The organism is Anaerococcus groningensis, from assembly GCF_046365465.1.
Lineage (GTDB): Bacteria > Bacillota > Clostridia > Tissierellales > Peptoniphilaceae > Anaerococcus > Anaerococcus groningensis.
Genome location: NZ_JBGMEG010000003.1, coordinates 35,171 through 62,029 on the forward strand (window position 1 = coordinate 35,171; position 26,859 = coordinate 62,029).

The window sequence follows — 26,859 nt, forward strand, 5'->3', positions numbered from 1 at the left end:
TCTTACGAAGCTCTCTCGTGCTACCGCACTTTGTTTTCGGCATAAAAGCCCAAAATCAATGGGCTTTTATGGGCTCGAGATGACAATTGATAGGGTTGCTTCGAATATTATTGTGTTTCTTATTTACTATGTTTCTTATTTACTGGATTTAAGGTTCGGAGTGTAATTGTTTGTAAGATTTATCTTTTACACAATATAATCACACCCCCATTGTCATTTCGACTGGAGTGATAGCGGAATGAAGAAATCTTTTTTTGCTTTATGTGACTGTTATACGTAGTTATTAGCTTTTTTTATTGGTAATGATTTTATATAAGTAATGACTGGCGGATGGGAATGTTTGACTCTTAGGTAGATCTCTCCACTTCGCTTCGCTACGGTCGAGATGACAATTGACATGGTTGCTTCGAATATTATTGTGTTTCTTATTTACTGGATTTAAGGTTCGAAGTGTGAGTGTTTGTCAGACTTGTTTTCTATATAATATAAGCACCCCCATTGTCATTTCTACTGGAGTGATAGCGGAATGGTGGAATCTTTTTTGCTTTATGTGACGGGTATACTTAGTTATTAGCTTTTTTTATTGGTAATGACTGGCGGCTGGGGATGTCTGACTTTTGGGTAGATCTCTCCACTTCGCTTCGCTACGGTCGAGATGACAACTGAGGGAATGCTTCGTATGTGAATGTGTTCCTTATTTACTGTGTTTAAGGTTCGAAGTGTGAGTGTTTGTAAGGTTTATTTTCTATATAATTTAAGCACCCCCATTGTCATTTCGACTGGAGCGATAGCGGAATGGAGAAATCTTTTTTTGATGCTTGCTTTTCTCATTGTATAAATTTAACTAAATATTTGCATATAAAAACACCCGGGCTTTCCCGAGTATTTTTTATATTTCTTATTTAAGCAAATCTTGTACTAATTTTAAATCTTCTAAGTATTTCGCTATGGTAGGATAATTTTTACTTGCTTCTTCTTTACTTACAGTAGCTTCTTCTTTATTTAGTGGATCTAGGGTTACTGTTACTACTTTTTTAAGGTCTTTGTAGACATTTTCTGAGTAGTTTGGAACTACATTTTTAAAGTTTGAGCTTATTTCTTCATCATTGTTTCTTTGGTCTACTTTTTCTAAGACTTTTTCGTTATTTGCTTCTAACTTTTCTATATTTTCTAGTAGGGCTTTGATATTTTTTGCTTCTTCTTTATTATCTAAAATCTTATTTGATTCGATAGATAGGTTTACTTGGTTGATAATTTCTTCTATTTTTTCGTTATCTTTATCAACACTTGTAATAAGCTCGTAGGTTTCATTATCTATGGCCTTATTTAGGTCCATTACAGAATTAACTGCATATTTACCATAGATTTTTTCTAGCTCATCTTGGATAGCTTTATTTCTGTCATCTAATTCCTTGATAAGATCAGATACGTTTTTACTATCTTCCTTATTTACATCAACTGGAGTATCTGTTTCATTTACCCATGCAAATTCTTTGTCAATTTCTTGCATAGTTTTTTGGATTTCTATTGTTCTATCGTCTAGTTCTTTAATCAAACTTTGTACTTCTAACGCACTAGCCTCATTAGATTTATCATTTAAAACTACGGTTGATGCTGGCTTAGGAGTTGTTTTTTCTTTGTTATCAACTGCTACTTTTTTATCTAGCGCCTGCATCTCTGTTTTAATTTCTTCATTTCTATCATCTAGCTCTTTGCTTAGCTTGGCAGCATCAGTATCTGATTTTTCTTTTTTAGTATCACTGTCAATATTTGACATTTCTTCTTTTATTTTTTGATCGTTTTTATCGATAGTTTCTGTTAGATCTTTTATTTGATTGCTAGTTTCTATATCTCTTCTTACTTCAGCACCATTGGCTTTAAAGGTAGTTGCTTGCTGATCTACCTTTGTTTTAAAGATAAGTGTTGCAGCTCCATTTGCTGGGATTTGTAAATCTTTAACATTTCCATAAGCTAAATCAAGCCTTTGGTCAGCTACTAGTCCATCCTTGCTTGGTCTATAGGTTTGGATAGTAAGTTGACCTGTACCTGTTTGTTTGTCACTTAGTTTGATAGGATAAGCTGTTGTAATTGCTTCGTTTGTTTGATTTATTAATACATCTGACCATTCTATAGTTTCATTATCAACAAACTTACCCTTTAAATGTGAACCTAAATCCGTTATTTGATTAGCTTTTATAATTTCTTTGTCATTTTCATCTTTTACAATGGATGAGCTTAATATTTTGCTTGCAAAAGCTGTTTCATCTTCATTTGCTAGTAGATAGGCTAGGTTAAGATTATCAGTTTTACCTTCTTTGATATCTGCTCTTAAGTTGATTGTTGTAGCTTCTTTTAAGGCTATGGTAATCTTTTTACCACCATAAAGGTCCTCAGTTTTTATATCATCCTTGCTAATATTTTCATCTGTTAAAACTTCTAAGTTTTCTAGGTTAGAATCTTTACTTATATAAAATATTGCATTTAGATTTTCTGCTGGTTGGGTTTTTGTAATATCTATTATGTAATTAACAGACTTAGCTGTTTCATCTAGGCTTACTTTTGCTTTAGATGAGATAGCTTGTTTTTTTTCGCTTAAATCATTTATTATTTTTTCTTCTGTAAGCGGCTCTAATGTGTCGATTTTAGTTTCTCCAGCTGCATGAGCAGTAGCTGGTAGGACTAGGGCTAGGGCCAAGGCAAGGCTTGCGTAGCTTTTAATTTTTGTGCGTTTCATGGATCCTCCAAATTTTCTTTATTATATTAAAAAATAGGCTAACTTTCAATATTTTAGCAGATAATATCAATATATATAAAGTTATGTATCAGTAATTCTTCTATGTTTATCCTAAATCTTTTTACTTATATAATACCGGTATACTAAGAATTAAAAAGTATTGCTTAATTTTTAATAACTAGATTTTTACCCCTCTTACTTATATATAGAAAAACTAGCAGATTTTTCCCGATAATTCTCTATAAAATAGAGGGGATGTCCCACTGCCTATTTTAAAGCTGTTTTGCCCTCATATATCTCATCGGACAGTACATAGCCCATGTGGTATTTTGTAGTAAGTCTGCTCCAAATATTATTTTTACATCACCTTCGTTTAGTTTTGGATTTAAACCTGCACTTGGCAGTACTATTTTATCCTCATCTACCTTAAACTCTAAGCTTGTTTCATAGGTTAGGTTTTCTTTTTCTAGTCCTAGCATTTCGATAGTATTTGCTGCATCCTTATTTTTTACTATCTTATCAAAAATCTCTTGGCTAACTGTGGTAAGCGGTTTTGATGTATCAATCCCTGCAAGGACTCTCTCTCCCTCAAATTCTACATATACTAGAGGTAGATTTTGAGATTCTTTGCTAGAAGGCTGTCTAAAATCATCAACTTGGACTTGAAAATCATTGCTTTTGCCATCTCCTCTAAAGCAAAGTTGGGAAATGATATTCCAACCTAGGATAAAGTCTGCCGGATATTTATTGCCTGTTGGATCTAGGGGCAAGTCAAAACTATCATCGTTAGCAACAATAACTGGGGCTGAACCTATTTCAAGGCCACCTAATCTTAGATTTACCCTAGCCCTTCTCCAGCCGCGCTTTTCATCAATCACTTCTTGATCGATATAGTCTACATCAATTTTTTCAGCTATAGATTTTTTTAATAAACTATTGCCCTTTGTATCAAACATGGCAGTGATAGGCTCACCGCCCACTGCTGCTTTTAAAAATATATAATTTAGGTATTTTTTATCTGCTAACTCTACCTTAGTAAATTCCATTATTGCTCCTTGGTATTTCTTATTTCTATCTGCTTTATAATTTCATGGTCTGCATAATAAATATAGTCTGTGTCATTGGCAGCAGTAAATATATATTTACTTAACTGGTCATTGACCCTACCTTCTATGCTTAGTCTAGGCGGGTTTTGGTTTTTCTTATCTACTATTTTTAGTTCCTCTAAACTAGCACCTACATAAATATTACCCACAGATAAGTCTGAGCTACTTTCTGCAACAAGTCCTATTATCTGGGCATCTTTTAGATCGATGGGGTTTGTACTAGTATTTTTTAACTCAAAGTCCACCCCACTTGCACTAGCTTTGTCAGCCATATTGTCAAATAAAGGCGAATATACCCTAATAGTTAGCTCTTCTCCTGGATTTAAGCTTTCGTAAGTTCCTTCGATATTTATATTACTTATTAATAGTTCTTCCAAATCATGGATGGTTAGAGGGAATTTTACAGTTTGCCCAAAAACTACAAATTCTCCGTTTTTGTAGGATTCATCCCTCATAAAACTTTTGGAAAAAATGGCAACTGAAGATAGTTTTTCATCTTCAAAGTAGAGGGAAACATAGTTTTTATCTGTATAATAATTTATGGTTTTATCAAATTCCTTGCTGGCCTCTTCGATGTGGATATTTTTTAATGATTTTTTGGCATCTTGGTAGCTAGTACCCCAAGTAAGACCATTTATACAAAAATCATTATTCTCTCCTTCGTTATTATTTATGTAAAGTTCGATAATAGGGGCTTTTTTTATATCAAGAGCTTCCGCACTATTATTTTTAAAGGTGGCTCCAAGATTTATTCCACGACCCTTTAAATTTGCCATGGTCTGGCTATTTTTATTTATATGTTGGTAATCAAATTCTTCTTCATTTAAGCTTATGCCATTTTGCTCAAACTGATTATATGAAACTGGCAAAGTATATTTTTTGTTATTTATATAAAAAGAATCATAGTCATTTTTACTTATTTCTAAGGGGGCTAGGGTTTTTGCTTTTTTTATAGGTTCTTGTTCTTTTTTCTGACATGCACTTAGCAAAATCATAGCAAGTATGTATATAATTTTTTTCATTATTATGACCCCTCCATTAACCTATTATACAATATTTTTAAAATTTTTACCTTTGGGATATAAATATTATAATAAATTATTTATCAAATTAAAAGCGCTAATTTTAGCCAATGCAACCATTAGTTGCCCAATTTCCAAATTAGATTGGTGGTATGTTAAGGCAGATTTTTATAAAATGAACTTAGAAAAATATAAGGAGGATCTTATGATACTGGCTGATAAGATTATAAGTTTAAGAAAAAAAGAAGGAATGACCCAAGAGGATCTGGCAGGTCAAATCGGAGTAAGCCGCCAATCAGTTTCAAAGTGGGAAAGCTCTTTGAGCATGCCTGACTTGGATAAGGTTGTAAAATTATCTCAAATATTTTCTGTAAGCACAGACTTTTTACTTGATGATAGTTTGGGTATGGAGCAGGTAATAGTAGACGAAAAGGTAGAAGAAACTTCGAGAATCATAGACTTAGATTTGCTAAACCAATATTACTCGGCCTATGATAAGTTAGCTAAGTTTATATCCCTTGCAACTATTCTAGTCATAGTATCACCAATAGCTTATATGACCCTAGCTGATATTAATGAAAGCTTGGGTGTGATTATATTATTAGCACTGATTGCTTTTGCAGTAGGTCTTTTTATAAACTCTGGTTTTGCTATAAGTAAGTATGAGTTTATAGAAAAAGAACCTTACAATTTCTCTTATGGTGTAGAAGGTGTTATAAAGAAAAATTTAAATGACTATATGCCAAGGCTTAAGAGAAATATAATTATAGCAATTGCTATATTTATCCTATCTCCAGCAATATATTTACTTGCTATAAATCAAGGGATAATAAGCAATACGCCTGTCTACTTATTTTTATTGCTAACTGCCATTGGGGCAAGTCTTATGGGATATAGTATGATAAAATATTCTTCATATAGGGATATATTAAAGTATAGAGACCCAAAAATCCAGAAAAAAGAAGGAAAGATTGGCAAGATATCAGGCGTGCTTTGGATAAGTGCCATTGGTATTTTCTTTGTATATAGTTTTTGGAGTGGAAATTGGCAGACTAGCTGGATAATATTTGTAATTGCTGGATTTTTACAAGTTATAGTAGCTATGGTACTTGACTAGGCATAAAAAAAGGGATAAGCTTAAGCTCATCCCTTTAACATTTAAATTTATTTTTTAAATCTTCTAGTTACCCAGTTATCGGTAGAATAGTTTAGGATATTTCTCTTATAAACTCTTTCACCAAATCTATAAACTAATAATATAGTAACTATTAGTATAGCTACAGAGATTAGCCCCTCCATTAGGCTAGCATATCCATTTAATAGTCTAAGTGGCATGAAAAATGTAGAGGCTAGTGGCACGTAGCTTAGTACCTTTGTTATCATTATATCTCCCTTGCCTCTAAGGCTAATAGCTAGGAAAAATAAAATAATTGTACCTAGTATAAGTGGAGTTCCCATCTTTCCTGCATCTTCTACTTTGGTAGCAAAAGAAGCTAACATACCGGCTAGTATTAAAAATACAAAAATGCCTAGTAAAAATAATAAAACTATCTCTGCTATCATTCCATAGGTAGATCCAGTTAAATTATATGATAGGTCTATGCCATCTAATAAGCCCTTAGATTTAACTATGAAAAACCCTACTATTCCAAATATTACATAAGTAATAATTTGTACAAAGACAGCTATGAAGTTACCAAACATCTTGCCTGCAAAATAGTCTCCAGGTCTTACAGATGAGAAGATAAATTCTATCATCTTTGTACCTTTTTCTGTGGCTATATCAGCTAAAACTAGGTTTACAAAGCTCATAAGCACCATATACATCAAGAACATCAAAATGAAGTAGATAACTTGTCCAATCATCTTATTATCAGATTTTTCATCTGCAATTTTATTTATTACTGGAGTTTTTGCTAGTATTTCTTGTTGGATACTATCAAGCTTTGCCCTATCCTCATTTAACTTATTTTGAATATTTGTCAAAATATTTTGAAAGGCTAGCGTTTCTGGCATAGAGGCATCTGCTTCATTAAAGTCAGCTATTAGCTGGCCGTCTTCTTCTCTTATTTTTGCATATGAAGAAATCTTTCCATCATCTATAAACTGGTCAATCTCATCTTCTTCTATAGGTAAAAACTGCTCATCTTCAAAATATGGTTTTAGCTCTTCACTTGTAATAATTCCCATTTGACTTTCACCAGAGCTTGCTGCAAAATAACCACCTACACCACTTAAAACACCAAATATTATAGGTAATAAGATCATAGCCCAAAAAGCACCAGATTTTAGGTGGCCCTTTAGGGTTTCTAGCATTACTATCTTTATTCTACTCATGACTTTCCACCACCCTTGCAAAGATTTCATTTAAGCTAGGAGCAGCTTGGCTAAATTGGGATACAAAGCCAATGTTTTTACTTATATCCTCATAAAGCGTTCTACTATCTTCTGGATCATTTAAATAAATATTCCAAAAGTCTCCAGCTTTTGTATATGATTTTACTTTTCCATCAATTAAAGGAAGTAAATCTTTATCAGTTTCAACAAGCACTCTCTCTCTTGGGAAGGAGTTTCTAATATCTTGTGGGGTACCATTTAGAACTATGCGGCCATTTTTAATCATAACCAGCTTATTGCAAAGGGCTTCCACATTTTCCATATTGTGGGAGGAGAATAAAATAGTCATGTCCATGGCATTTAGCTCTTTGATAATATCTTCTAAAAGTCTGATATTATATGGGTCAAGTCCTGATAATGGCTCATCTAGGATAACAAAGTCTGGTTTGTAGATAACTGCTGCCAAAAGTTGGACCTTTTGCTGGTTACCCTTGGATAGGGATTTGATTTTGTCAGTGAGTTTTCCCTTTATTTCAAACCTATCAAACCATTTGTTAAGTTCATCATCTGGGATGTGGTCCATTTGGTTGAGTTTTGCAAAATACCTTATCTCTTCTTCTATAGTTTTTTTAGGAGAAAGAGATCTTTCCTCTGGTAAAAAACCTATTTTTTCTAGAGGAACATCTTTTATTGGTTTTCCCTCATATGTAATAGAACCAGTGTAATCATCAAAAAAGTTCATTATACACCTAAAGAGTGTAGACTTACCTGCACCATTTTGACCGATTACTCCAAAGACATCGCCTTTTTCAACTTCAAATGATACATCATCCAAAGCTTTGAGGCTACCAAATGTCTTTGAGACATTTTTTACTTCAATCATATGTTTTCCTTTCTATTTTTTATCAGGGTAATTATATCATGATTTGAAATTATTGTATATACTTATAAATTAATAATATATAAATAATAATTAAAGAGCTGGTACAAAATTTGTACCAGCTAAATATTATTCTAAGTCTAGGTCTGAATAGTCGCCTTCTAATAACTTATTTATATCCTTTACTCCCATTTCATGGAGTAAATCTTCTATTTCTGCATTTCTTGAATCGAGTTCAGATATTAAATCTTCAATCTCATCATCATGCATATCATTGGTATTCATGTTTTCTTCTCCAGGTATAGATCCTGGTAGGTCGATTACAAAATCATCGCCATCTCCAGTTGAAAAACTAACTGGTCTGCCATTTCCTTTTGAATCTACCTTGTTATCTCTTTTTTCTTCTAAGCTCATAGTTTGCTCCTATTTTTTATTTTCATCAAATATTTTCTTTAGATATTTACCTGTATAGGACTTTTTGTTTTTAGCAAGTTCTTCTGGAGTGCCACATCCGACGAGTGTTCCTCCTCCATCTCCACCTTCAGGTCCTAGGTCTACTAGATAATCTGACACTTTTATCACATCTAGGTTATGTTCGATTACTACTACTGTATTATTTTGATCTACTAATCTATTTAAAACATCGATTAGTTTGTGAACATCTGCCATATGAAGACCTGTTGTTGGCTCATCTAGGATATAAAGAGTTTGACCTGTACCTACTTTTGCTAGTTCTGTAGCAAGTTTTACCCTTTGGGCTTCCCCACCAGATAATTCTGTGGAAGGTTGGCCTATTTTTATATAACCAAGTCCTACATCATATAAGGTTTGAAGTTTTCTAACAATTGGAGCGTGGTTGGCAAAAAATTCTATACCTTCTTCAACTGTCATATCTAAAACTTCTGATATATCCTTACCCTTGTATTTTACCTCCAAAGTTTCCCTATTGTAGCGTTTACCATGGCAAACTTCACAAGGTACATATACATCTGGTAAAAACATCATGTCTACTTTGATTGTACCATCACCCTTGCAGGCTTCACAACGTCCACCCTTTACATTAAAAGAAAATCTTCCTTTGGTGTAACCTTTCATTTTTGCTTCATTAGTCATGGCAAAAACATCACGGATGTGGTCAAAAACTTTGGTATAGGTAGCAGGGTTTGAACGTGGAGTTCTACCAATTGGTGATTGGTCTATAGCTATTACCTTATCAATTTGGTCTAGGCCTAGGATTTCATCGTGTTTTCCTGGACGGACCTTAGTTTTATTTAATTTTTTGGTTACTGACTTATATAGTATTTCATTTACTAAAGAAGACTTACCAGAACCAGATACACCAGTTACTGATGTTAGCACACCTACAGGGATTTTTACATCTATACCCTTTAGGTTGTTCTCTGATGCTCCTTTAATTTCTATAAAGTTATCACTTGTTCTACGTTCTTCTGGGATAGGTATTACCCTTCTGCCGGATAGATAATCTCCAGTAATAGATCTTTTTGATTTTTTTATATCTTCCACTGATCCCTTGGCAACTATTTCCCCACCATGGACACCAGCTTTTGGACCTATATCTACTATGAAGTCTGCTTCTTTTATGGTATCTTCATCGTGTTCTACAACTATCAAAGTATTTCCAATATCAGTTAAGTTTCTAAGAGATGCTATTAACCTATCATTATCTCTTTGGTGAAGGCCTATCGAAGGCTCATCAAGGACATAACAAACTCCAACTAAACCTGATCCGATTTGAGTTGCAAGCCTTATTCTTTGACTTTCTCCACCAGATAGGGTTGATGCAGAACGGCTTAGGGTTAGATATCCAAGGCCTACATCGTCTAAAAATTTAAGGCGAGATTCTATTTCCTTTATAATAAGCTCTGCTATATTTGCTTTCATTTCTGATAATTCTAGGTCTTTAAAGAATTTTACAGAGTTTTCTACTGATAATTTTGTAAGGTCAGCTATATTTGTTTGATCAACCTTGATTGATAGAACTTCTGGTTTTAGCCTATCACCATGGCAGGTCTTGCATTCTTCTTCACCCATAAATTCTCTAAATCTTTTTCTTTGAGTTTCAGAATTTGTTCTCTCGTACCTGTCAGCTAAGTTTATTACTGCCCCTTCAAATTTACCCTTGTATCTTTTTCTTCCAGAAAATCTAGAGTCAAATACAAAGGATAAGTCATATTTGGTCCCATAAAGGATATCATCAACTAAACCCTTTGGTGCGTTTTTAAGTGGTTCATCGTAAGAAAAATCATAATGGTCTGCAATGGCACGGATGGTTTCATAGTAATAAGAGTCCTTAGCAGATCCACTATAGGCATCTACCGCATCCTGATTGATGGATAAATTTAAATCTGGAATTACAAGTTCTGGGTCAATTTGTAAGTGGAAACCTAATCCATTACAATCTGGGCACATACCAAGGGGCGCGTTAAAAGAAAACATATTTGGTGTGATTTCGGGTAAAGAAACGTGGCCATCTGGGCAAGCAAGTTTACTACTTAGCATAAAAGGCTCGCCATCAATTACATCTATCAAAATAATACCATCAGCAAGACCTAGGGCTGTTTCTAGAGAATCGGTTAATCTTGATTCGATGCCTTCTTTTATCACGATCCTATCTACAATTATTGATATGTCGTGTTTCTTTGTTTTTGAAAGTTCTATATCTTCTTCCAAATCGTGGCGTTCGCCGTCTATTACAACCCTTACAAAACCCTGTTTTTGGATGTTTTCTAAGGCTTTTTTGTGTTGGCCTTTTTTGCCACGAATCATTGGAGCAAGGACTTGGATTCTTGTTCTTTCTGGTAATTCTAGGATTTTATCAACCATTTGGTCTATGGATTGGGCTTCGATTTTTTTGCCACAAACTGGGCAATAAGCATCCCCAATCCTTGCATATAAAAGTCTATAATAATCGTAAATTTCAGTAACTGTAGCTACTGTCGACCTTGGGTTTCTATTTGTAGTTTTTTGATCAATTGATATAGAAGGAGAAAGTCCTTCTATGCTATCCACGTCTGGTTTGTCTACATTGCCCAAAAATTGCCTAGCGTATGATGATAAACTTTCTACATAGCGCCTTTGTCCTTCTGCATAAATAGTATCAAAGGCTAAAGTGGACTTTCCGGATCCGGAAAGCCCTGTAAAAACTATCATTTCATCGCGTGGCAGGGTGATGTCGACATTTTTTAAATTGTTGGTGCGAGCACCTTTTATAACTATGTCGTGTTCTGTCAAATTACGCTCCTACGAAATTTTCTTTCATTTGTTTAATCTGATCACGGATGTTTGCAGCACGTTCAAAGTCTAACTCTTCAGCGGCCTTATACATCTGACTTTCCAGATTAATTATTATAGTATCTATATCTTCTCTATTAAATTCTTCTATTTCTGCTTCTTCTGTTGCTTTTGTAACTTGGATCATTTCCCCAATATTTTTTCTAATAGTTTGTGGGGTAATGCCATGCTCTTCATTAAATTTCATTTGGATATCACGGCGGCGGGCTGTTTCATCAATGGCTTTTTTCATTGATTTTGTAATATTATCCCCATACAAGACTACATGGCCTTCGCTATTTCTAGCTGCACGACCGATAGTTTGGATAAGGGATGTTTCTGAACGTAAAAAACCTTCCTTATCAGCATCAAGGATTGCAATTAGACTTACTTCTGGGATATCAAGACCCTCTCTTAGTAGGTTGATACCGACTAAAACATCAAACTCTCCTAAACGCAATTCACGGATGATCTCAGATCTTTCAATAGTTTTTATATCTGAGTGCAGGTATTTTACTTTTATGCCATTTTCTGTAAGATAGGTAGTTAAATCTTCTGCCATTTTTTTTGTTAAGGTTGTGACCAAGGCCCTGTCGCCTTTTTCTGTTGTCTTATAGATTTCTTCAATTAAGTCATCTATTTGATTTTCTGTTGGTCTTACCTCAACTATTGGGTCAAGCAATCCTGTTGGACGGATAATTTGTTCAACCATTTCTCCACCAGTTTTCTCCATTTCATATGGGCCTGGTGTTGCTGAAACGTAAATAGCTTGATTTACTAAAGACTCAAACTCCTTAAATTTTAAAGGTCTATTGTCAAGAGCTGATGGCAATCTAAAACCAAAATCAACTAAGTTTTGCTTACGAGCCCTGTCCCCTTCATACATACCCCCAACTTGTGGAATAGATACGTGGGACTCATCGACCATTATTACAAAATCATCTGGGAAATAATCTATAAGTGTGTATGGACGACTTCCTGCTGGTCTTTGGCTTAAGTGTCTGGAGTAGTTTTCTATCCCTGAACAAAAACCAATTTCTTTTAACATTTCTATATCATATCTGGTTCTTTGCTCTAGTCTTTGAGCCTCGAGTAGTTTATTATTTTCATTTAGATATTTTAATTGCTCTTCTAACTCTTGCTCGATAGTTACTATGGCACGTTCTGTCTTTGCACTTGTTGTAGCATAGTGGCTGGCAGGATAAATGTAGGCGTGGGACAATTTTGCAGTTACTTTTCCAGTTAAAGAGTCAAACTCTGAAATTTCTTCAATTTCATCTCCAAAAAACTCAAAACGTATAGCTTTTTGGTCAAAACCTGCTGGAAAGACATCTAAGATATCCCCACGTTTTCTAAAAGTACCCCTATCAAAGTCAATATCATTTCTTACATATTGAACATCGATAAGTTTTCTCATAACTTCTTCAGGGGCAATCTCTTGGCCAGGACGAAGTGAAACTACAAGTTCTTTATAATCTATCGGATCACCCAGACCATAAATACAAGAAACAGATGCCACAATTATTACATCGCGGCGTTCAAAAAGAGCCATGGTTGCAGAGTGGCGCATCTTATCTATCTCATCATTTATCGAACTATCCTTTGCAATATAAGTATCAGTTGCTGCTACATAGGCTTCTGGCTGATAGTAATCGTAGTAAGAAACGAAATACTCCACAGCATTGTCTGGGAAAAATTCTTTAAATTCTGTGAAAAGTTGGTAGGCCAAAGTTTTATTGTGGGCTAAAATTAAGGTTGGCCTTTGCACCTTTTCTATAATATTTGCCATGGTGAAAGTCTTACCAGATCCTGTTACACCACGGAGGATTTGATGTTTTTTACCTTGATTTAAACCATTTGCAAGGGTCCTTATAGCCTCTGGCTGGTCACCTCTAGGTTTATAATCAGAATTAATTTTAAATTTTTGCAAATATTTATCCTTTCTTTTTTAATACCTAAATAAAAAGGTCAAAATCTACTTTCGCCTTTTAAAATATATCTATATAGTTAAAGGTCAAGTTTTTGACTAACCCTGACCTTTGTTTTAATATTTATTTTATATAAAATATACTATTTTAGGTGGTTTTTTTCAAATTGCAGCATAGTTATATTTCTGGGTATAAACGTCAATGGAAGACTTTTTATATTTGGAGGTAAATATGAAAAAATTAATCAATAGTCCAGAAAAATTAGTGGATCAAATGCTTGATGGCTTAGTAAAAGCTAATCCAAACAAGATTACTAGAATAGAAAACACAAACGTAATAGCTCGAACCGATGCACCGGTAGATGGTAAAGTAGGAATCATATCCGGTGGTGGATCTGGCCACGAACCTGCACATGCTGGATTTGTGGGACGCGGTATGCTGGATTGTGCTGTGGCAGGAGAAGTTTTCACCTCCCCTACTCCAGATCAAATTTTAGAAGCAATCAAAAAATCTGATTCTGGTAAAGGTGTCTTTATGATCATAAAAAACTACCAAGGCGATGTTATGAATTTTGAAATGGCCAAGGAAATGGCTGAAATGGAGGACATACAGGTAGATTATATAATCGTAGCTGATGATATAGCCGTAGAAAAAAAAGAAGATCGCCGTGGTGTTGCAGGAACTATCTTTGTTCACAAAACTTTAGGAGCTATGGCAGAAAACGGTGCATCCTTAGCCGAAATTAAAAAAATGGCCGATCTAATAATTAACGATATTAAATCTATTGGTATAGCAACCAAAGCATGTACAAATCCATCTGATGGAAAAGAATCTTTCTTGCTTGAAGATAATGAATTTGAAATGGGAATTGGGATCCATGGTGAAGAAGGTATCCAAAAAGAAGAAATGAAATCAGCCGATGAAATTGTAAAAGAAATGGTTGATAGATTACTAGAAGAAATAAAAGATGACGATAGTGAATATGCAGTAATGGTAAATGGCATGGGTGCCACTCCAGAAATGGAACTATATGTGATCAATAATTGTCTTGCTGATTACCTAGCAGAAAAAAATATAAAAGTTGCCCGAACATATATTGGAAACTTTATGACAAGCATGGATATGGCAGGTTTTTCAATCACTCTTTACAAAGTAGATGATGAGAGATTAAAATTACTTGACCAAGAAGTAGATATAGTTAGAAAGTAGTGAAAAAATGGAAATTAAACAAGTACAAGAAATAATAAATAAAATTGCAGACGAAATTATAGCAAATAAAGATTATCTAACAGAGCTTGATAGATCAATAGGTGATGCTGACCATGGTGTAAACATGGCCAAAGGTTTTAAATTCACAAAGGAAGCTATAGAAGGCGATTTTGATGATTATAAAAACCTATTTAATAAAGTTGCTACTACATTGCTCTCAAAAGTAGGTGGAGCAAGCGGTCCACTTTATGGCTCATTTTTTATGAAATTTGCCGCAAGCTTAAAAGATATAAGTGATTTAGATCGTGATACATTAAATAAAGCTTTTGCTAGCGGTCTTGAAGGTGTCAAACAAAGAGGAAAAGCTGAAGTTGGCGATAAAACTATGGTTGATGTCTTAGAGCCAGTTGCAGATGCATTAAATGAAGGCAAAACTTATGATGAAGTTATAAAAGTTGCCGAAGAAGCTATGAATAAAACAAAAGATATAAAAGCAAATAAGGGACGAGCATCCTATGTGGGTGAAAGATCAATTGGTCACATAGATCCAGGTGCAGCAAGTTCATATATAATGATAAAAACAGCATTAGGAGAAATTGATGATTAATATATTAATAGCAAGCCACAGCCACAAATTAGCTGAGGGTCTCACTGAATTAGTAGGACAAATGGCTGGTGATGTAAATATAGAATACTCTGGTGGTACAGAAGATGGTGAGCTAGGTTCAAATTTTGAAGAAATAAACGAAAAAATGACAAGGCTTGCTGAAGATGGTTTAGTAGTATTTTTTGATTTAGGATCATCTATGATGAATTGTGAAACAGCTTACGAAATGCTAGATGATGATTTAAAAGAAAAGGTAGTTTTAGCGGGATCACCCCTTGTAGAATCTAGCGTACAAATTGGTGTTAGTATAGATGAAAATACTGAACTTGACGATCTAAAAAATATGATTAGTAAATATGATTTAAATAAACTTGAATAATAGCTAGGATTATAATTAATATATATCTAAATTTGTTTAATAAATTTAATGTAGTATATTAATAACACAAATTTCATTAAGGAGGGTTTTATGAAATTTAAAAATTTAAAATATGGAGCATCAGCTCTAGTACTAGCAGCTCTACTAACAGCTTGTGGTGGAGAAAATGCTCAACAAGCTAAGGAAGATGTAAAGGATGCTGCAAATAATACTGAAGCAGCAGTTACAGAAGAAATTAACGAAACAAAAGATGATGTAGAAGAAAAAATCGATGACTTAAAAACAGGTATCGAAGAAAAAGAATTTGCTATTAGCCTAGATGATGCAGTAGCTAAATTTAAAGAAACTTTCCCAGAAGAAGGTATTGAAGTTTCTGGAGTAGAACTTGATGAAGATGACGGAAAATATGCTTACGATATTCAAGGTTTTAAAGAAAACAAAGAATATGAAGTAAAAATCGATGCTGAAACTGGAGATATCTTAGCTCAAGAAGAAGAAGTTGATGATGATAACGATGATCTAGATGATGATATTGCAATTGACTTTGCAACAATCATAACCCCACAAGAAGCTATGACAAAAGCTTTAGAAAACAACACAGGCTATGTAAAATCATATGAACTAGACCACAATGATGATGGTAAACTAGTTTATGAAATAGATATCGAAGATGGAGACGATGTTGAACTCGATGCTGAAACTGGAGACATCATTCACAAATAATTATAAAAAACAAAGGACCATTTAGGTCCTTTTTTATTGCCTACATTGATCTATAATCAGTACCTCGCCTACTATAAATATAAAGTCCAAGTCCTATCAAAAATACTAAAAATCCCAGTCCTCCCCTTTTGGTAAAGAATAAAATAACAGATAAGATTACAAATACTATGCCAAATATACTTTCTAACTTTTGTTTTTTCATAACCTTTCTCCAAATTTAATTATATAATAAAAAAACCTCCCAATTATGAGAGGCAGTGTTAAAACATATATTTATCTAGGTACGTAGTTTGTATTGTTTTCAGACTTCTTACCAATACCAAAAACTACTGCTCCTATCAGTAATACAAAAAATCCTAGACCACCTCTACTATCAAAAAACATATACACAGAGTATAGCATAGCAATTATTCCAATAATTTGTGCAATTTTACCTTTTTCCATAATAATTCCTTTCTTAAATAATATTTGTTAAAATTATACCCGAAATAAAAAAATCTCCCCAAGGGGAGATTTTCGCTTTTTAGTTAACGCTACGATTACTACTATTATCCTCATTTTTAAAGGCAAATACTAAGAATACTACTGCTAAAACCGCACTTAAAATAGCAAATACCATCTCATTTCTTTTGTAGGATAAAATCGCAACAACAAACCATATTATAGCTAGGATGATTCTTAAGACTTTTCTATTCATACTTTTCTCCTTAAATCATTACAAATATTACAAAGGCCAACATAAAAACAACTACACCCAGTATGTACTTTCTAGGCGACTTCCAAACCGCCATTGTGGTCTTTTTACCTACTATCGGATATTTATTCTCCATAAAATATGCTAGAAGTGTATCAAAAATTGTAAAAACTATAAGGCATATGACTAGTTTTGCTGACATCTGACCTTGATTTGCTAGTAAAATTATGATATGAACCAAAGCAAAGTATATAAATAACACTTTTATATAATCTTTATCTAATGAATTGTAAGTCTTTGGTAACATATTTTTATAAGTAGCAAGTCCAACATCTGTGGAAAAAATTGTAAGCAATGGTGTATTAACCGTTGCTACTGCTAGAGCAAGTGGGATTTTAATTGCTCCTGGCATCATAATAGAAACAAATCCTATCATTAAAATGATACCCACGGTATTAATCAAGTATACATTTTCTGCTAGGATAAATTTTAAGAAATAATTATAGATTTTAAACTTTCTGCTAGAACCCATCTCTTGCTGGGAAAATATAGCTTGATTTAGATAAAATCTGCTTAATATCATTACTAATATCAAAATAGCCATGATTGATATTAAAGCTTTAATTCCCATACTTAAACTAGTTTTATAAAATAAAAACAAAACCAAGGCAATTGAGGCAAGCAAAAGGAAACATACAATTAACTTCTTATTTCCTCCAATATTTCTACTACTAGGTAAGGATCCGAGCATACAAATAATTGGCAGCATAAGTAAAATTATGGGATAAAATTCAATCGGTGCCTTTAAAACATAAGCTATAACTGCAAGTGGCAAAAATTTTCTAATTATCGAATCTACTATTAAACTTAAAATAAATGATAAATTTATCTTTTTGCGTTTTACCGGCAGTTGATAATATAGCAAGGTATTTTCGGTACTGGTATAGGTCTTTGCAAAATAGAATATGGTTGTAAAAAGGGCAAAGGATATGAAGATTGCTAATCTTAGATCAAAATTGACACTTAATAAATTTGGATCCTTTTGTATCAAAAAATCCATGCCAATATAGATTAGCACAAGCCCTACCAAATATTTACTTATAGTTTTTCTATCAAGCATATCCTTTAAAAAAACTTTTGTCATAGGCTACTCCTTAAAAGTTTGCAAAATCTTTTCAGATGTAAGGTCACTATTAACAGTAGTTTTTGCAGATAGTTTTCCCTTATCTAGTAATACATAGCTATCACAAGATTCTGTAATGGATTCTAAAATATGAGTTGCCATGAATATTGACCCATACTTTTTGTAATCGCGCATTATTTTATAAAGGAAAACTGATCCCTCAAAATCTAATCCATCTACTGGCTCATCTAAGATGACCAAAGGCAGTTTTAAGCCAAGGGCAGCTATTATAAAAAATTTCTTTTTATTTCCCATAGATAGTTCTTTGACAGGTTTGTTTATGTACTGGGCAAAGTTAAAATTTTCTATCATATAGTTTTGATAGTCTTCATCAATTTCTCTATTGTAAACTTTATGCAAAAATTCATTGTACTCAGGAAAAGTCCAGTATTTAAAACTATTATCTTCAGAAAAAACTGCAATACGATTGAGTTTAAAATCTTCATTAGAAAAATCAATGTTATTTCCACGAAAATTTATACTATTAGCTTCAAATTTGGGATGAATGTCTGTAATAGTTTTTATTAAAGTGGTTTTCCCAGAGCCATTGCTACCAACAAGGGCAACTATTTCATTTTCTTCGATAGCAAAACTACAGCCATTTAAAATATTTTTATCAGCTTCATACCAAGATTTTAAATTGTTCACTTCTAATAAATTATTAACCATATCAGCCTCCTTTTGCTCTCTTTTTACCCAGCATTTTTAAAAATATACATTGTTTTTGACAAATTATTTCTATATAATTAAAGCAAAATAATACAAATTTTATGAAGGGGTTTTACTATGCAAATTCGTGTATTAAATGAAAAAGATATCAAAAAAGTAATGGATATGAAAGTAGCCATAGAGGCAACAAAAGATGCTTTAAAAGCTTATTCAGATGGTGGAGCTGACATTCCCCTACGTGCAAATTTAGATGTAGCTGACCACAATGGCCAATCCTTATATATGTATGGCTATGTGCCAAGTGAAAATGCCTTGGGTGTTAAAATAGTTTCAGTTTATCCAGATAATATTGCCAAAAATCTCACATCAGTACCTGCAACTATGTTTACCTTAAATAACGAAACAGGAGAGGTAAATTCTCTAATAGATGGGACCTACCTCACTCGTTTACGTACTGGAGCTATAGCTGGAGCAGCTACTGATGAGCTAGCCAATAAGGATAGCAAAATATTTGCCCTTTTTGGTACAGGTGGACAAGCAGAAAGTCAACTTGAAGCAATATTAAACGTACGTGATATAAAAGAAGTAAGGGTTTTTGATTTATCGAAAGACCGCGCAGAAGATTTTGCTAAGCGCATGAAGGAAAAACTAGGAAATAGCTTTGATTTTGAGATAAAGGCTGTAGATTCTGCTGACCAAGCAATAGAAAATGCAGATATAATTACCACAGTAACTACCGCTAAGGACCCTGTTTTTGATGGCACAAAAGTAAAAAAAGGCTGCCATATAAATGGAGTTGGTTCCTATACTCCTGATATGAGCGAAATCCCAGCATATATAATCACTCACGCACAAAAATTATACGTGGATACCTTTGATGGGGCAGTGAGTGAATCAGGAGACCTTATAAAGCCAATTAAAAATGGAAACTTTGACCCAGATAAAGATATCACTGGAGAACTTGGTGAAAAACTTTTAGGAAAAGTTTCTGGTCGCGAAAGAACTGATGAAATTACATTTTTTGAAACAACTGGATCAGCAGTTTTAGACCTAGTTGTTGGACAAAAAATATTAGAAGCTGCAGAAAAAGAAAATATTGGACAAATTATTGAAATGTAAGATAGATAGCCTAGATTATCTAGGCTTTTTTTAGTTGACATCATATGTATATATGATATAATGCTCATATGAACACATGTTCAAATTTAGTAAGGAGGTAACATGGATGAATCGATAAAAAATGCTAGACTTGAAAATATAATGGAGCTTTCGGACCTTTTTAAGGTTTTTGCAGATTCTACTAGACTTAGGATCCTCCATAAGCTTTTTAATGGACCTATAAGTGTAGGGGGCATTGCTGATGCTCTTAATATGAGTCAATCAGCTATTAGCCACCAGCTTAAGTATCTAAAGGATAGCAACTTAGTAAAATCAGAAAGAAATGGCAAGTCTATATATTATTCACTTGCCGATGATCATATAAAGACAATTTTTAAGACAGGATTAGAACATATTAATGAATAGGAGAATATAATGAAAGTAAAATACAAAGTAAAAAGTGATGACCTATGCCCAAATTGTGCAGCAAAGATTGAAGAGGCTGTTAAGAAAATAGATGGAGTGAATGATGCTAACCTATCATTCCTAACTTTGAAACTAAAGATGGACTTAGCTGATGGTGCTAATGAAGATGCTATCTTTGATGAGGCTAATAGACTTGCTGATAAGCTTGAGCCAGGGACTGTCTTAGTGAGGTAGGATATGCTTGAGTCTATGACAGATGCTCACAAAAAGGAGCTTAGAAAACTTATAGCTATAGGTGTGTTTACTGCTATATTAGCAGTATTAAGTAATACTATAGGTGAAAATATATGGATTAAAGTAGGTTTTCTGATAGTCTACCTCATTTCAGCATGGAATATTTTGATAAAAGGGTTTAAGGGAATCATCCGTGGCCAGGCCATGGATGAGAACTTCCTTTTGACTATAGCAACAATTGCAGCCTTCTTCCTAGGCAAATATACAGAAGCAATTGCTGTAATACTTTTTTATAATTTTGGTGATTTATTTGAAAATATAGCAAGCCATAAGTCCCGCCAAAACATAGAAGGACTCCTAGACTTAGTGCCTGATGTGGCCAATAAGGTAAACCCAGATGGTTCTACTACAGAAATCGACCTAGATGATGTAGAAGTAGGAGATATCCTCCTGGTTCGTGATGGTGAGAAAATCGGTGTGGATGGTGTCGTTATAGAAGGTCACGGCCTCCTTGATACATCCTCTGTCACTGGAGAATCCATGCCAGTAGAAGCCGAAGTAGGGTCTGAGATTATATCTTCATCTCTTCTTACTGAAGGGATTATCAAAATGGAAGCTAAGAAAGAATTTGATGATTCTGTTGCAGCAAAGATTATGGAGATTATAGAAGATTCCGCAGAAAGCAAGTCTGAAAGTGAAAAGATGGTAACAAGATTTGCCAGAGTCTATACCCCAATTGTTGTAGCTATTGCGCTTATAGTAGCAATTATCCCTCCCCTATTTTTTGGAAGAGATTGGTATGACTCTATATTCTTGGCAGCTACATTTTTAGTAATATCATGCCCATGTGCCCTAGTACTATCAGTCCCACTAAGCTTTATGTCAGGCCTTGGTCTAGCTAGTGAAAATGGCATCCTTATAAAAGGAAGCCAGTATTTTGAAGGACTAAACAATGCCAAAGTCCTATTATCCGACAAAACCGGAACCCTCACTACAGGGAATTTCAAAGTAAAAGATATAGAATATTTTACTGACCATGATAGGGAAAAAATCCTCGATTATATATATAATATCGAGCTAATGAGTACCCATCCTATCGCAAAAGGGATAGTAAAAAGTCTAGACCGTGATGAAAAACATGATTTGTTTGAAGAAGTGATCAATGAAAAGGGCCTTGGTGTAAGAGCTAATAGCAAGGATGGCGACCTAATCAAGATAGGTTCTGCTAGATTTATTGGCTATGATGGAGAAGAAAATGACAGGGCAATCTATGTATCTATAGATGACAAGCTTGCTGCAAAAGTAATAATCGAAGATGAAATCAAAGACCAATCATTTGAAACTATAGAAGATCTTCACAAGCATTTTGAAAATATAGCTGTAGTATCAGGCGATGGCAAAAATGCAGTTGAAGAAACAGCCAAAGAACTTGGCCTAGATAACTACTTTGCAGAAGTAATGCCAGACCAGAAGCTAGAAATTATGAAAGGCTACCAAGATAAAGGACTTCCTACAGTCTTTGTAGGAGATGGTATTAACGACGCCCCAGTCCTTACCAATGCAGATGTTGGTATATCAATGGGAGAAACAGCATCTGACCTTGCTATAGAATCATCCGATATACTCGTAGTCAACGGAGAGTTTAGCCAGATGAGCAAGCTAATGAAAATCTCAGACCTTACCAACAGAACAGTAAGGCAAAACGTGATTTTCATAATGGCTGTCAAAATAGGAATCCTAATAGCAGGACTACTAGGATATGCAAGTATGTGGGCAGCAATATTTGGAGATGTTGGAGTTACAATAATAGCAGTCCTATGGGCAATGAGAATTTTAAGAAAGAAAATATGATTTAATAAGACCCGCAATATTGCGGGTCTTTTACTTATTAATTTTTAAAGATAAAGTCTGTTATTCTTAGCAAAAAAAGAAAGTGAACGCATCAAAGGAGCTCCTAGGTTAATAGCAACTTCGAATAAAAATAATTCCTAAGAGACCCTTCGGCTCCAAGGCTACGCCTTTGCGCTCAGGGTGACATTTGGGTTTTGATTTACATCTTGAATAAACATTCTAAAAAAAACTGCACTATCTAGCTTTACTATTATTTTTTAAAAACCAAGCCTGTCATCCTGAGCAAGTGAGCATAGCGAACGCGTCGAAGAATCTCATAGGTTAATATTATCTTCGGATAAAAATAGTACTACTCTAAAAGACCCTTCGACTCCAAGGCCTAGCCTTTACGCTCAAGGTGACATTTGGTTTTTGATTTACATCTTGAATAAACATTCTAAAAAAAACTGCACTATCTAGCTTTACTATTATTTTTTAAAGACAAAGCCTGTCATCCTGAGCAAGTGAGCATAGCGAACGCGTCGAAGGATCTCATAAATTAATATTAACTCCAGTTAGAAATTAGCAGTATCACAATCCTTTTCGGCTCCAAGTCTATGCCTTTGCGCAGGGTAACATTAATATTTTTAGATTTTTATTTTAATTCTATTTTTTTTACCTTTAAAGAGCCAACTGATTAAAAACCTCATCCTCATACTTATTCCAAATTATAAATCCTTGGGTCTTATCTTCTGCCATATCTTCTTTTTTATAATTATTATCAAGCCTACTATTTTCATTAGGTAGCAAAGAAGCCGGAGTACCTGGAATATATAAATAATAATCCGCATCAGGCTTTATCCCTAGAGCAAAGTCTACATTAAAATAAATATCATCATAACGCCCATATTCTGAAGTTATTTCAAAATTATCAAGCTTCATCTTATAAACATTATCATTTACTTGCTCAACAATATTAAATTTTCCTTTAAAGGCAGAAGTATGGATTTCCTCACCCCTATGCCAAATCCAAGCATATTCAGTAAGTCCTGCATCGAATCCATCATTTTTAACTTTTCCAAAATATGATCCCGTAAAGTTTCCATCTTCAGTAAATTCTAAATTTGTCCATCCAGTATCTTCACCATAGTTTCTAACTAATTGCTGCCCGTTTAGCTTTTCAAAAAGAAATTTTTGAAGTTCTTCTAAACTAGGTCCTTTTCCTTCTTTTTCTTCTAAATTTACAACTTCTGGAGTTTCTTTTTTTTCTCCTTCACAACTAGTTAATAAAAATATAGACATAAGCAATATAATTATTCTACTTCTATAAATTTTTAATCTTCCCATTAATTTTCAATTTCCTTTTGTACTAAATCTTGATGCCAAAGGCAACAAGCCTCCTTTATCTATCTTAAAATGTATTATACTATAATAAAAATATAAAATATCCTTGCAATTTTTATAACTATGTTCTATAATGTAGATGAAGCTAGGGGTGCTTCATAGCTGAGAGACTTTGGTCAACCCTTAAAACTTGATGCGGCTAATACCGTCGAAAGAAAGCTAACTATAAAGCTAAGTTTTAAAGACTCTCTCAATAGGAGTCTTTTTATTTTATAAATTTTTTAAGTCTCTTAGACAATTAAATATTTTTTAAAGTTGAGAGTGCACTAGGCGCGAAGGGGCATACCACCACGGGTATGGTATTTCCTTCGCGCTTTTTTAATAAGGAGGTGAAAAAAATGATAAAAGTAAACGCTAAAGAACTTTCTTTTATAGAAAATGAAAGTCTATATGACTTATTAGAACGTGCTAACTTTAACCCAGATTTTGTAGCTGTAGAAGTTGATGAAAAGTTAGTAAAAAGAGAAAACTTTAAAAACTTTCTTTTACAAGACGGCGCAAAAGTCGAGGTATTTTCATTTGTTGGAGGAGGTTAAAAATGGATGATATCAGAAAAAAAGTTTTAGGAAGACAAAATCCTATAGTAAACGAAAAGCTAAAAAATGCTAAGGTTTCTGTATTAGGATGTGGTGGTTTAGGGTCAAATATAGCTATGACCCTAGCCCGCGCTGGTGTGGGCGAGCTTTACCTTTATGATTTTGATACGATAGAGTATTCTAATCTAAATCGCCAAAATTTTACCCTTGATGAGCTAGGAGGAGATAAGGCTCTGCTTACTAAAAAGAAAATTGAGTCCACCCTACCTTATGTAAAATGCCACAACCAAAATATTTATCTAACAACTGAAAATATGGATACTATAGCCCATAATACAGATATATTTATAGAAGCCTTTGATAATAAGGAATCAAAAACTATGCTATTTGACTACTTTGTAGGCAGAAAAGATAAATATCTCATCTCAGGTACAGGAGTTTCAGGTCTAGGTGAGCTTAGTGATATAAAAATAAAGCAAATAGATAATGTAACTTTGATAGGTGACTTTACTTCAAATCCAGACCAAGGATTATACCTTGCCTATGTAGGAATTATAGCAAGTCTTGAGGCCTTAACAGCTATAAAAATTATAACAGGAGATTATAATGGAAAATAAAGACTACTTAGAGCTTGGTGGTAAGAAATTTAGATCAAGATTTATTCTAGGAAGTGGAAAATATTCGCCAGAACTCATAGACGCTGCTATAAAAAGTGCAGAAGCACAAATGATTACAGTGGCACTTAGACGTGCAAATACAAAAGATGTAGCAAACATTATAAACTATATCCCAGATGATATAACCATTATCCCAAATACATCTGGAGCTCGTAATGCAGATGAAGCTATCAGAATTGCAAGACTTGCCAGAGAGATGGGTTGTGGTGATTTTGTAAAAATCGAAATCATGAGAGATAGTAAATACTTGTTGCCAGATAATGCAGAAACCTTAAAAGCTACAGAAGTTTTGGCTAAAGAAGGCTTTATAGTCCTTCCTTATATGTATCCAGACTTAAACTATGCTCGTGACCTAAGAGATGCTGGAGCAGCAGCAGTTATGCCACTTGCTAGTCCCATTGGATCAAATAAGGGACTAGCTACAAAAGATTTTATAAAAATAATTATAGATGAAGTTGACCTACCAATTATCATAGATGCTGGTATAGGAACTCCATCTCAGGCAGCAGAAGCAATGGAAATGGGAGCTGCAGCAATAATGGCAAATACTGGTATAGCAAGTGCAGGAGATATAACAATGATGGCAGAAGCCTTTAAATATGGGATAAAAGGCGGCAGACTTGCTTATTTATCAAAACCAGGACGTGTCCTAGAAAAGGGTGCAGACCCATCAAGTCCATTAAGGGATTTTTTTGAGTAGTATGAATATAAAAAGTGTAGAAGAATATTTTCCAGGGATGGATATAATCGATTCAGATATAAAAGAAAAAGTAGATGCTATCTATGAAGAGGTAAAAATTTCTAAGGTGACAAATGCTGATATCCAGTCGTCTTTAGAAAAAGATAGCCTATCCTACCAAGATTTCTATAATATATTAAATGATAAAGATGGTGTATTTTTAGAAATTATGGGGGAAAAGGCACATAAAAAGAGAATGAGATACTTTGGTAACAATGTTACCCTCTTCTCCCCTCTTTATATAGCAAACTACTGCGAAAACTCATGTAAATATTGTGGTTTTAGGGTCCAAAGCGATATCAAAAGAGCAAAGCTTGACTTTGATGAAATAGAAGCAGAAATGGCAGCCCTTGCCGCAACAGGTATAGAAGATGTGCTAATCCTTACAGGAGAAAGCGCAAAATTTTCATCCATCGATTATATAGCAAAGACTTGTGAAATAGCAAAAAAATATTTTAAAGCAATAGGTATAGAAATATATCCTGCAAATGTCGATGATTATAAAAAAATAAGAGAAGCTGGAGCAGACTTTGTAACAGTATTTCAAGAGTCCTACAACAAAGAAACATATGACTTTTATCATCCAGCAGGACATAAAAGGTCTTTTAATTATAGGATAGATACCCAAGAAAGAGCAATAATGGGAGGTATGCGAGGAGTAGGATTTGGAACCCTATTTGGTCTAGGAGACCCAATAGAAGAAGCCTTTAAACTAGGAATCCACGCAAGCCTAGTTCAAAAAAAATATCCAGAAGCAGAAATAGCCATATCCTTACCAAGGATAAGGCCAGCAAAGGGTGCAGATGATAGTCTAATCTTTAAAAATATAGTAGAAGATAGGGAATTTTTCCAAATTATGCTAGCAATTAGGATATTTTTACCATACGCATCCATCACCCTATCCACTAGGGAATCCAGAGACTTTAGAAATCTAGCAGTAAAATACGCAGCAACCAAAGTCTCTGCATCAGTAGATACATCCATAGGCCACAGATCGAAAAATAACCAGCATAGCGGTGGTAGCCAGTTTGAGATAGATGATATGAGGACTACAAAAGATGTAGTAGATGATTTAAATAGTATAGGTATGACAGCTGTGTTTACTGATTATATAAATGTATGAAAAAACTCCCCTATCTTTAAGATAAGGGAG

General features: G+C 34.0%; 27 protein-coding genes and 1 riboswitch. Of the genes, 13 read left to right on the forward strand and 14 right to left on the reverse strand.

Annotated elements, in window-relative coordinates; translation table 11 throughout:
- Window positions 1-898: 898 nt before the first annotated feature.
- The 3 genes from AB9Q04_RS01690 to AB9Q04_RS01700 form a co-directional block, all read right to left on the reverse strand.
- Window positions 899-2,734, reverse strand: coding sequence for a V-type ATP synthase subunit I domain-containing protein (locus AB9Q04_RS01690; RefSeq protein ID WP_410023657.1), 1,836 nt, complete (start codon window positions 2,732-2,734; stop codon window positions 899-901).
- Window positions 2,735-3,006: 272 nt separating this feature from the next.
- The gene (locus AB9Q04_RS01695; protein WP_410023658.1) at window positions 3,007-3,780 is read right to left on the reverse strand and encodes a pepsin/retropepsin-like aspartic protease family protein; all 774 of its coding nucleotides are present in this window, start codon (window positions 3,778-3,780) and stop codon (window positions 3,007-3,009) included.
- A complete protein-coding gene (locus AB9Q04_RS01700) occupies window positions 3,780-4,862 on the reverse strand; it encodes a hypothetical protein (RefSeq protein WP_410023659.1) in 1,083 nt (360 codons plus the stop codon). The genes AB9Q04_RS01695 and AB9Q04_RS01700 overlap by 1 nt, the downstream gene beginning before the upstream one ends.
- A 205-nt stretch (window positions 4,863-5,067) precedes the next feature.
- Between AB9Q04_RS01700 and AB9Q04_RS01705 the strand changes: the two genes are divergently transcribed.
- Window positions 5,068-5,979 carry a helix-turn-helix domain-containing protein gene (locus AB9Q04_RS01705; protein ID WP_410023660.1) on the forward strand — a complete coding sequence of 304 codons (912 nt, stop codon included), beginning with the start codon at window positions 5,068-5,070 and terminating at the stop codon, window positions 5,977-5,979.
- A gap of 47 nt (window positions 5,980-6,026) precedes the next feature.
- Here the strand turns inward: AB9Q04_RS01705 and AB9Q04_RS01710 are convergent, their stop codons facing one another.
- The 5 genes from AB9Q04_RS01710 to uvrB form a co-directional block, all read right to left on the reverse strand.
- Entirely contained in the window at window positions 6,027-7,199 is a 1,173-nt protein-coding gene (locus AB9Q04_RS01710; RefSeq protein ID WP_410023661.1) for an ABC transporter permease, read from the reverse strand.
- Window positions 7,192-8,082: an ABC transporter ATP-binding protein gene (locus AB9Q04_RS01715; protein ID WP_410023662.1), complete on the reverse strand. Its 891-nt coding sequence runs from the start codon at window positions 8,080-8,082 to the stop codon at window positions 7,192-7,194. Before AB9Q04_RS01715 ends, AB9Q04_RS01710 begins: the two co-directional genes overlap by 8 nt.
- A gap of 126 nt (window positions 8,083-8,208) precedes the next feature.
- Entirely contained in the window at window positions 8,209-8,493 is a 285-nt protein-coding gene (locus AB9Q04_RS01720; RefSeq protein ID WP_410023663.1) for a hypothetical protein, read from the reverse strand.
- Window positions 8,494-8,502: 9 nt separating this feature from the next.
- On the reverse strand, window positions 8,503-11,331 hold the full coding sequence (gene uvrA, locus AB9Q04_RS01725) for an excinuclease ABC subunit UvrA (RefSeq protein WP_410023664.1): 2,829 nt from the start codon (window positions 11,329-11,331) through the stop codon (window positions 8,503-8,505).
- A gap of 1 nt (window position 11,332) precedes the next feature.
- The gene (gene uvrB / locus AB9Q04_RS01730; protein ID WP_410023665.1) at window positions 11,333-13,300 is read right to left on the reverse strand and encodes an excinuclease ABC subunit UvrB; all 1,968 of its coding nucleotides are present in this window, start codon (window positions 13,298-13,300) and stop codon (window positions 11,333-11,335) included.
- 229 nt (window positions 13,301-13,529) lie between these two features.
- Between uvrB and dhaK the strand changes: the two genes are divergently transcribed.
- The 4 genes from dhaK to AB9Q04_RS01750 all read left to right on the forward strand — a co-directional run bounded on the left by dhaK (window position 13,530) and on the right by AB9Q04_RS01750 (window position 16,216).
- Complete coding sequence (dhaK, locus tag AB9Q04_RS01735) at window positions 13,530-14,507, forward strand: dihydroxyacetone kinase subunit DhaK (protein ID WP_410023666.1); 978 nt, start codon at window positions 13,530-13,532, stop codon at window positions 14,505-14,507.
- 7 nt (window positions 14,508-14,514) lie between these two features.
- Window positions 14,515-15,114 (forward strand): dihydroxyacetone kinase subunit DhaL, encoded by a 600-nt coding sequence (gene dhaL, locus AB9Q04_RS01740; protein WP_410023667.1) that lies wholly within the window; start codon window positions 14,515-14,517, stop codon window positions 15,112-15,114.
- Window positions 15,107-15,493, forward strand: coding sequence for a dihydroxyacetone kinase phosphoryl donor subunit DhaM (gene dhaM, locus AB9Q04_RS01745; protein ID WP_410023668.1), 387 nt, complete (start codon window positions 15,107-15,109; stop codon window positions 15,491-15,493). The genes dhaL and dhaM overlap by 8 nt, the downstream gene beginning before the upstream one ends.
- A 90-nt stretch (window positions 15,494-15,583) precedes the next feature.
- Entirely contained in the window at window positions 15,584-16,216 is a 633-nt protein-coding gene (locus tag AB9Q04_RS01750) for a PepSY domain-containing protein (protein WP_410023669.1), read from the forward strand.
- A gap of 40 nt (window positions 16,217-16,256) precedes the next feature.
- Here AB9Q04_RS01750 and AB9Q04_RS01755 read toward each other — a convergent pair whose 3' ends face one another.
- The 5 genes from AB9Q04_RS01755 to AB9Q04_RS01775 all read right to left on the reverse strand — a co-directional run bounded on the left by AB9Q04_RS01755 (window position 16,257) and on the right by AB9Q04_RS01775 (window position 18,762).
- Entirely contained in the window at window positions 16,257-16,418 is a 162-nt protein-coding gene (locus AB9Q04_RS01755) for a hypothetical protein (RefSeq protein WP_410023670.1), read from the reverse strand.
- Between the two features lie 71 nt (window positions 16,419-16,489).
- Window positions 16,490-16,660 carry a hypothetical protein gene (locus AB9Q04_RS01760; RefSeq protein ID WP_410023671.1) on the reverse strand — a complete coding sequence of 57 codons (171 nt, stop codon included), beginning with the start codon at window positions 16,658-16,660 and terminating at the stop codon, window positions 16,490-16,492.
- A gap of 79 nt (window positions 16,661-16,739) precedes the next feature.
- Entirely contained in the window at window positions 16,740-16,913 is a 174-nt protein-coding gene (locus AB9Q04_RS01765; protein ID WP_410023672.1) for a hypothetical protein, read from the reverse strand.
- Window positions 16,914-16,923: 10 nt separating this feature from the next.
- The gene (locus AB9Q04_RS01770) at window positions 16,924-18,054 is read right to left on the reverse strand and encodes a hypothetical protein (protein WP_410023673.1); all 1,131 of its coding nucleotides are present in this window, start codon (window positions 18,052-18,054) and stop codon (window positions 16,924-16,926) included.
- Between the two features lie 3 nt (window positions 18,055-18,057).
- A complete protein-coding gene (locus tag AB9Q04_RS01775) occupies window positions 18,058-18,762 on the reverse strand; it encodes an ATP-binding cassette domain-containing protein (RefSeq protein ID WP_410023674.1) in 705 nt (234 codons plus the stop codon).
- 117 nt (window positions 18,763-18,879) lie between these two features.
- Here AB9Q04_RS01775 and AB9Q04_RS01780 point away from each other — a divergent pair, with 117 nt between their 5' ends.
- The 4 genes from AB9Q04_RS01780 (at window position 18,880) to AB9Q04_RS01795 (ending at window position 22,371) form a co-directional block, all read left to right on the forward strand.
- On the forward strand, window positions 18,880-19,881 hold the full coding sequence (locus tag AB9Q04_RS01780; RefSeq protein ID WP_410023675.1) for an ornithine cyclodeaminase family protein: 1,002 nt from the start codon (window positions 18,880-18,882) through the stop codon (window positions 19,879-19,881).
- 102 nt (window positions 19,882-19,983) lie between these two features.
- Window positions 19,984-20,286: an ArsR/SmtB family transcription factor gene (locus AB9Q04_RS01785; protein WP_410023676.1), complete on the forward strand. Its 303-nt coding sequence runs from the start codon at window positions 19,984-19,986 to the stop codon at window positions 20,284-20,286.
- A 9-nt stretch (window positions 20,287-20,295) separates the two neighbouring features.
- Entirely contained in the window at window positions 20,296-20,520 is a 225-nt protein-coding gene (locus tag AB9Q04_RS01790) for a cation transporter (protein WP_410023677.1), read from the forward strand.
- Between the two features lie 3 nt (window positions 20,521-20,523).
- On the forward strand, window positions 20,524-22,371 hold the full coding sequence (locus AB9Q04_RS01795; protein ID WP_410023678.1) for a heavy metal translocating P-type ATPase: 1,848 nt from the start codon (window positions 20,524-20,526) through the stop codon (window positions 22,369-22,371).
- Window positions 22,372-23,031: 660 nt separating this feature from the next.
- Here the strand turns inward: AB9Q04_RS01795 and AB9Q04_RS01800 are convergent.
- Complete coding sequence (locus tag AB9Q04_RS01800; protein ID WP_410023679.1) at window positions 23,032-23,697, reverse strand: hypothetical protein; 666 nt, start codon at window positions 23,695-23,697, stop codon at window positions 23,032-23,034.
- Window positions 23,698-23,831: 134 nt separating this feature from the next.
- Window positions 23,832-23,928: riboswitch (TPP riboswitch) on the forward strand.
- Window positions 23,929-24,092: 164 nt separating this feature from the next.
- Between AB9Q04_RS01800 and thiS the strand changes: the two genes are divergently transcribed.
- The 4 genes from thiS to thiH are packed head-to-tail and all read left to right on the forward strand — an operon-like array spanning window position 24,093 to window position 26,829.
- On the forward strand, window positions 24,093-24,290 hold the full coding sequence (gene thiS, locus AB9Q04_RS01805) for a sulfur carrier protein ThiS (RefSeq protein WP_410023680.1): 198 nt from the start codon (window positions 24,093-24,095) through the stop codon (window positions 24,288-24,290).
- Between the two features lie 2 nt (window positions 24,291-24,292).
- Complete coding sequence (gene thiF / locus AB9Q04_RS01810) at window positions 24,293-24,907, forward strand: sulfur carrier protein ThiS adenylyltransferase ThiF (protein WP_410023681.1); 615 nt, start codon at window positions 24,293-24,295, stop codon at window positions 24,905-24,907.
- Window positions 24,897-25,667 (forward strand): thiazole synthase, encoded by a 771-nt coding sequence (locus AB9Q04_RS01815; protein WP_410023682.1) that lies wholly within the window; start codon window positions 24,897-24,899, stop codon window positions 25,665-25,667. Before thiF ends, AB9Q04_RS01815 begins: the two co-directional genes overlap by 11 nt.
- Before the next feature lies 1 nt (window position 25,668).
- Window positions 25,669-26,829, forward strand: coding sequence for a 2-iminoacetate synthase ThiH (gene thiH / locus AB9Q04_RS01820; RefSeq protein ID WP_410023683.1), 1,161 nt, complete (start codon window positions 25,669-25,671; stop codon window positions 26,827-26,829).
- Window positions 26,830-26,859 lie beyond the last annotated feature (30 nt).

Bases quoted from the DNA above. Each gene is read 5' to 3' on its own strand.
- thiS (WP_410023680.1), top strand. From the start codon at position 24,093: ATGATAAAAGTAAACGCTAAAGAACTTTCTTTTATAGAAAATGAAAGT.
- AB9Q04_RS01800 (WP_410023679.1), bottom strand. From the start codon at position 23,697: ATGGGAAGATTAAAAATTTATAGAAGTAGAATAATTATATTGCTTATG.
- AB9Q04_RS01785 (WP_410023676.1), top strand. From the start codon at position 19,984: ATGGATGAATCGATAAAAAATGCTAGACTTGAAAATATAATGGAGCTT.
- AB9Q04_RS01755 (WP_410023670.1), bottom strand. From the start codon at position 16,418: ATGAAAAAACAAAAGTTAGAAAGTATATTTGGCATAGTATTTGTAATC.
- AB9Q04_RS01700 (WP_410023659.1), bottom strand. From the start codon at position 4,862: ATGAAAAAAATTATATACATACTTGCTATGATTTTGCTAAGTGCATGT.
- dhaM (WP_410023668.1), top strand. From the start codon at position 15,107: ATGATTAATATATTAATAGCAAGCCACAGCCACAAATTAGCTGAGGGT.
- AB9Q04_RS01710 (WP_410023661.1), bottom strand. From the start codon at position 7,199: ATGAGTAGAATAAAGATAGTAATGCTAGAAACCCTAAAGGGCCACCTA.
- AB9Q04_RS01760 (WP_410023671.1), bottom strand. From the start codon at position 16,660: ATGGAAAAAGGTAAAATTGCACAAATTATTGGAATAATTGCTATGCTA.
- AB9Q04_RS01790 (WP_410023677.1), top strand. From the start codon at position 20,296: ATGAAAGTAAAATACAAAGTAAAAAGTGATGACCTATGCCCAAATTGT.
- AB9Q04_RS01720 (WP_410023663.1), bottom strand. From the start codon at position 8,493: ATGAGCTTAGAAGAAAAAAGAGATAACAAGGTAGATTCAAAAGGAAAT.
- AB9Q04_RS01690 (WP_410023657.1), bottom strand. From the start codon at position 2,734: ATGAAACGCACAAAAATTAAAAGCTACGCAAGCCTTGCCTTGGCCCTA.
- thiH (WP_410023683.1), top strand. From the start codon at position 25,669: ATGAATATAAAAAGTGTAGAAGAATATTTTCCAGGGATGGATATAATC.
- AB9Q04_RS01750 (WP_410023669.1), top strand. From the start codon at position 15,584: ATGAAATTTAAAAATTTAAAATATGGAGCATCAGCTCTAGTACTAGCA.
- AB9Q04_RS01815 (WP_410023682.1), top strand. From the start codon at position 24,897: ATGGAAAATAAAGACTACTTAGAGCTTGGTGGTAAGAAATTTAGATCA.
- AB9Q04_RS01780 (WP_410023675.1), top strand. From the start codon at position 18,880: ATGCAAATTCGTGTATTAAATGAAAAAGATATCAAAAAAGTAATGGAT.
- AB9Q04_RS01765 (WP_410023672.1), bottom strand. From the start codon at position 16,913: ATGAATAGAAAAGTCTTAAGAATCATCCTAGCTATAATATGGTTTGTT.
- thiF (WP_410023681.1), top strand. From the start codon at position 24,293: ATGGATGATATCAGAAAAAAAGTTTTAGGAAGACAAAATCCTATAGTA.
- AB9Q04_RS01775 (WP_410023674.1), bottom strand. From the start codon at position 18,762: ATGGTTAATAATTTATTAGAAGTGAACAATTTAAAATCTTGGTATGAA.
- AB9Q04_RS01770 (WP_410023673.1), bottom strand. From the start codon at position 18,054: ATGACAAAAGTTTTTTTAAAGGATATGCTTGATAGAAAAACTATAAGT.
- dhaK (WP_410023666.1), top strand. From the start codon at position 13,530: ATGAAAAAATTAATCAATAGTCCAGAAAAATTAGTGGATCAAATGCTT.
- AB9Q04_RS01695 (WP_410023658.1), bottom strand. From the start codon at position 3,780: ATGGAATTTACTAAGGTAGAGTTAGCAGATAAAAAATACCTAAATTAT.
- dhaL (WP_410023667.1), top strand. From the start codon at position 14,515: ATGGAAATTAAACAAGTACAAGAAATAATAAATAAAATTGCAGACGAA.
- AB9Q04_RS01715 (WP_410023662.1), bottom strand. From the start codon at position 8,082: ATGATTGAAGTAAAAAATGTCTCAAAGACATTTGGTAGCCTCAAAGCT.
- AB9Q04_RS01795 (WP_410023678.1), top strand. From the start codon at position 20,524: ATGCTTGAGTCTATGACAGATGCTCACAAAAAGGAGCTTAGAAAACTT.
- AB9Q04_RS01705 (WP_410023660.1), top strand. From the start codon at position 5,068: ATGATACTGGCTGATAAGATTATAAGTTTAAGAAAAAAAGAAGGAATG.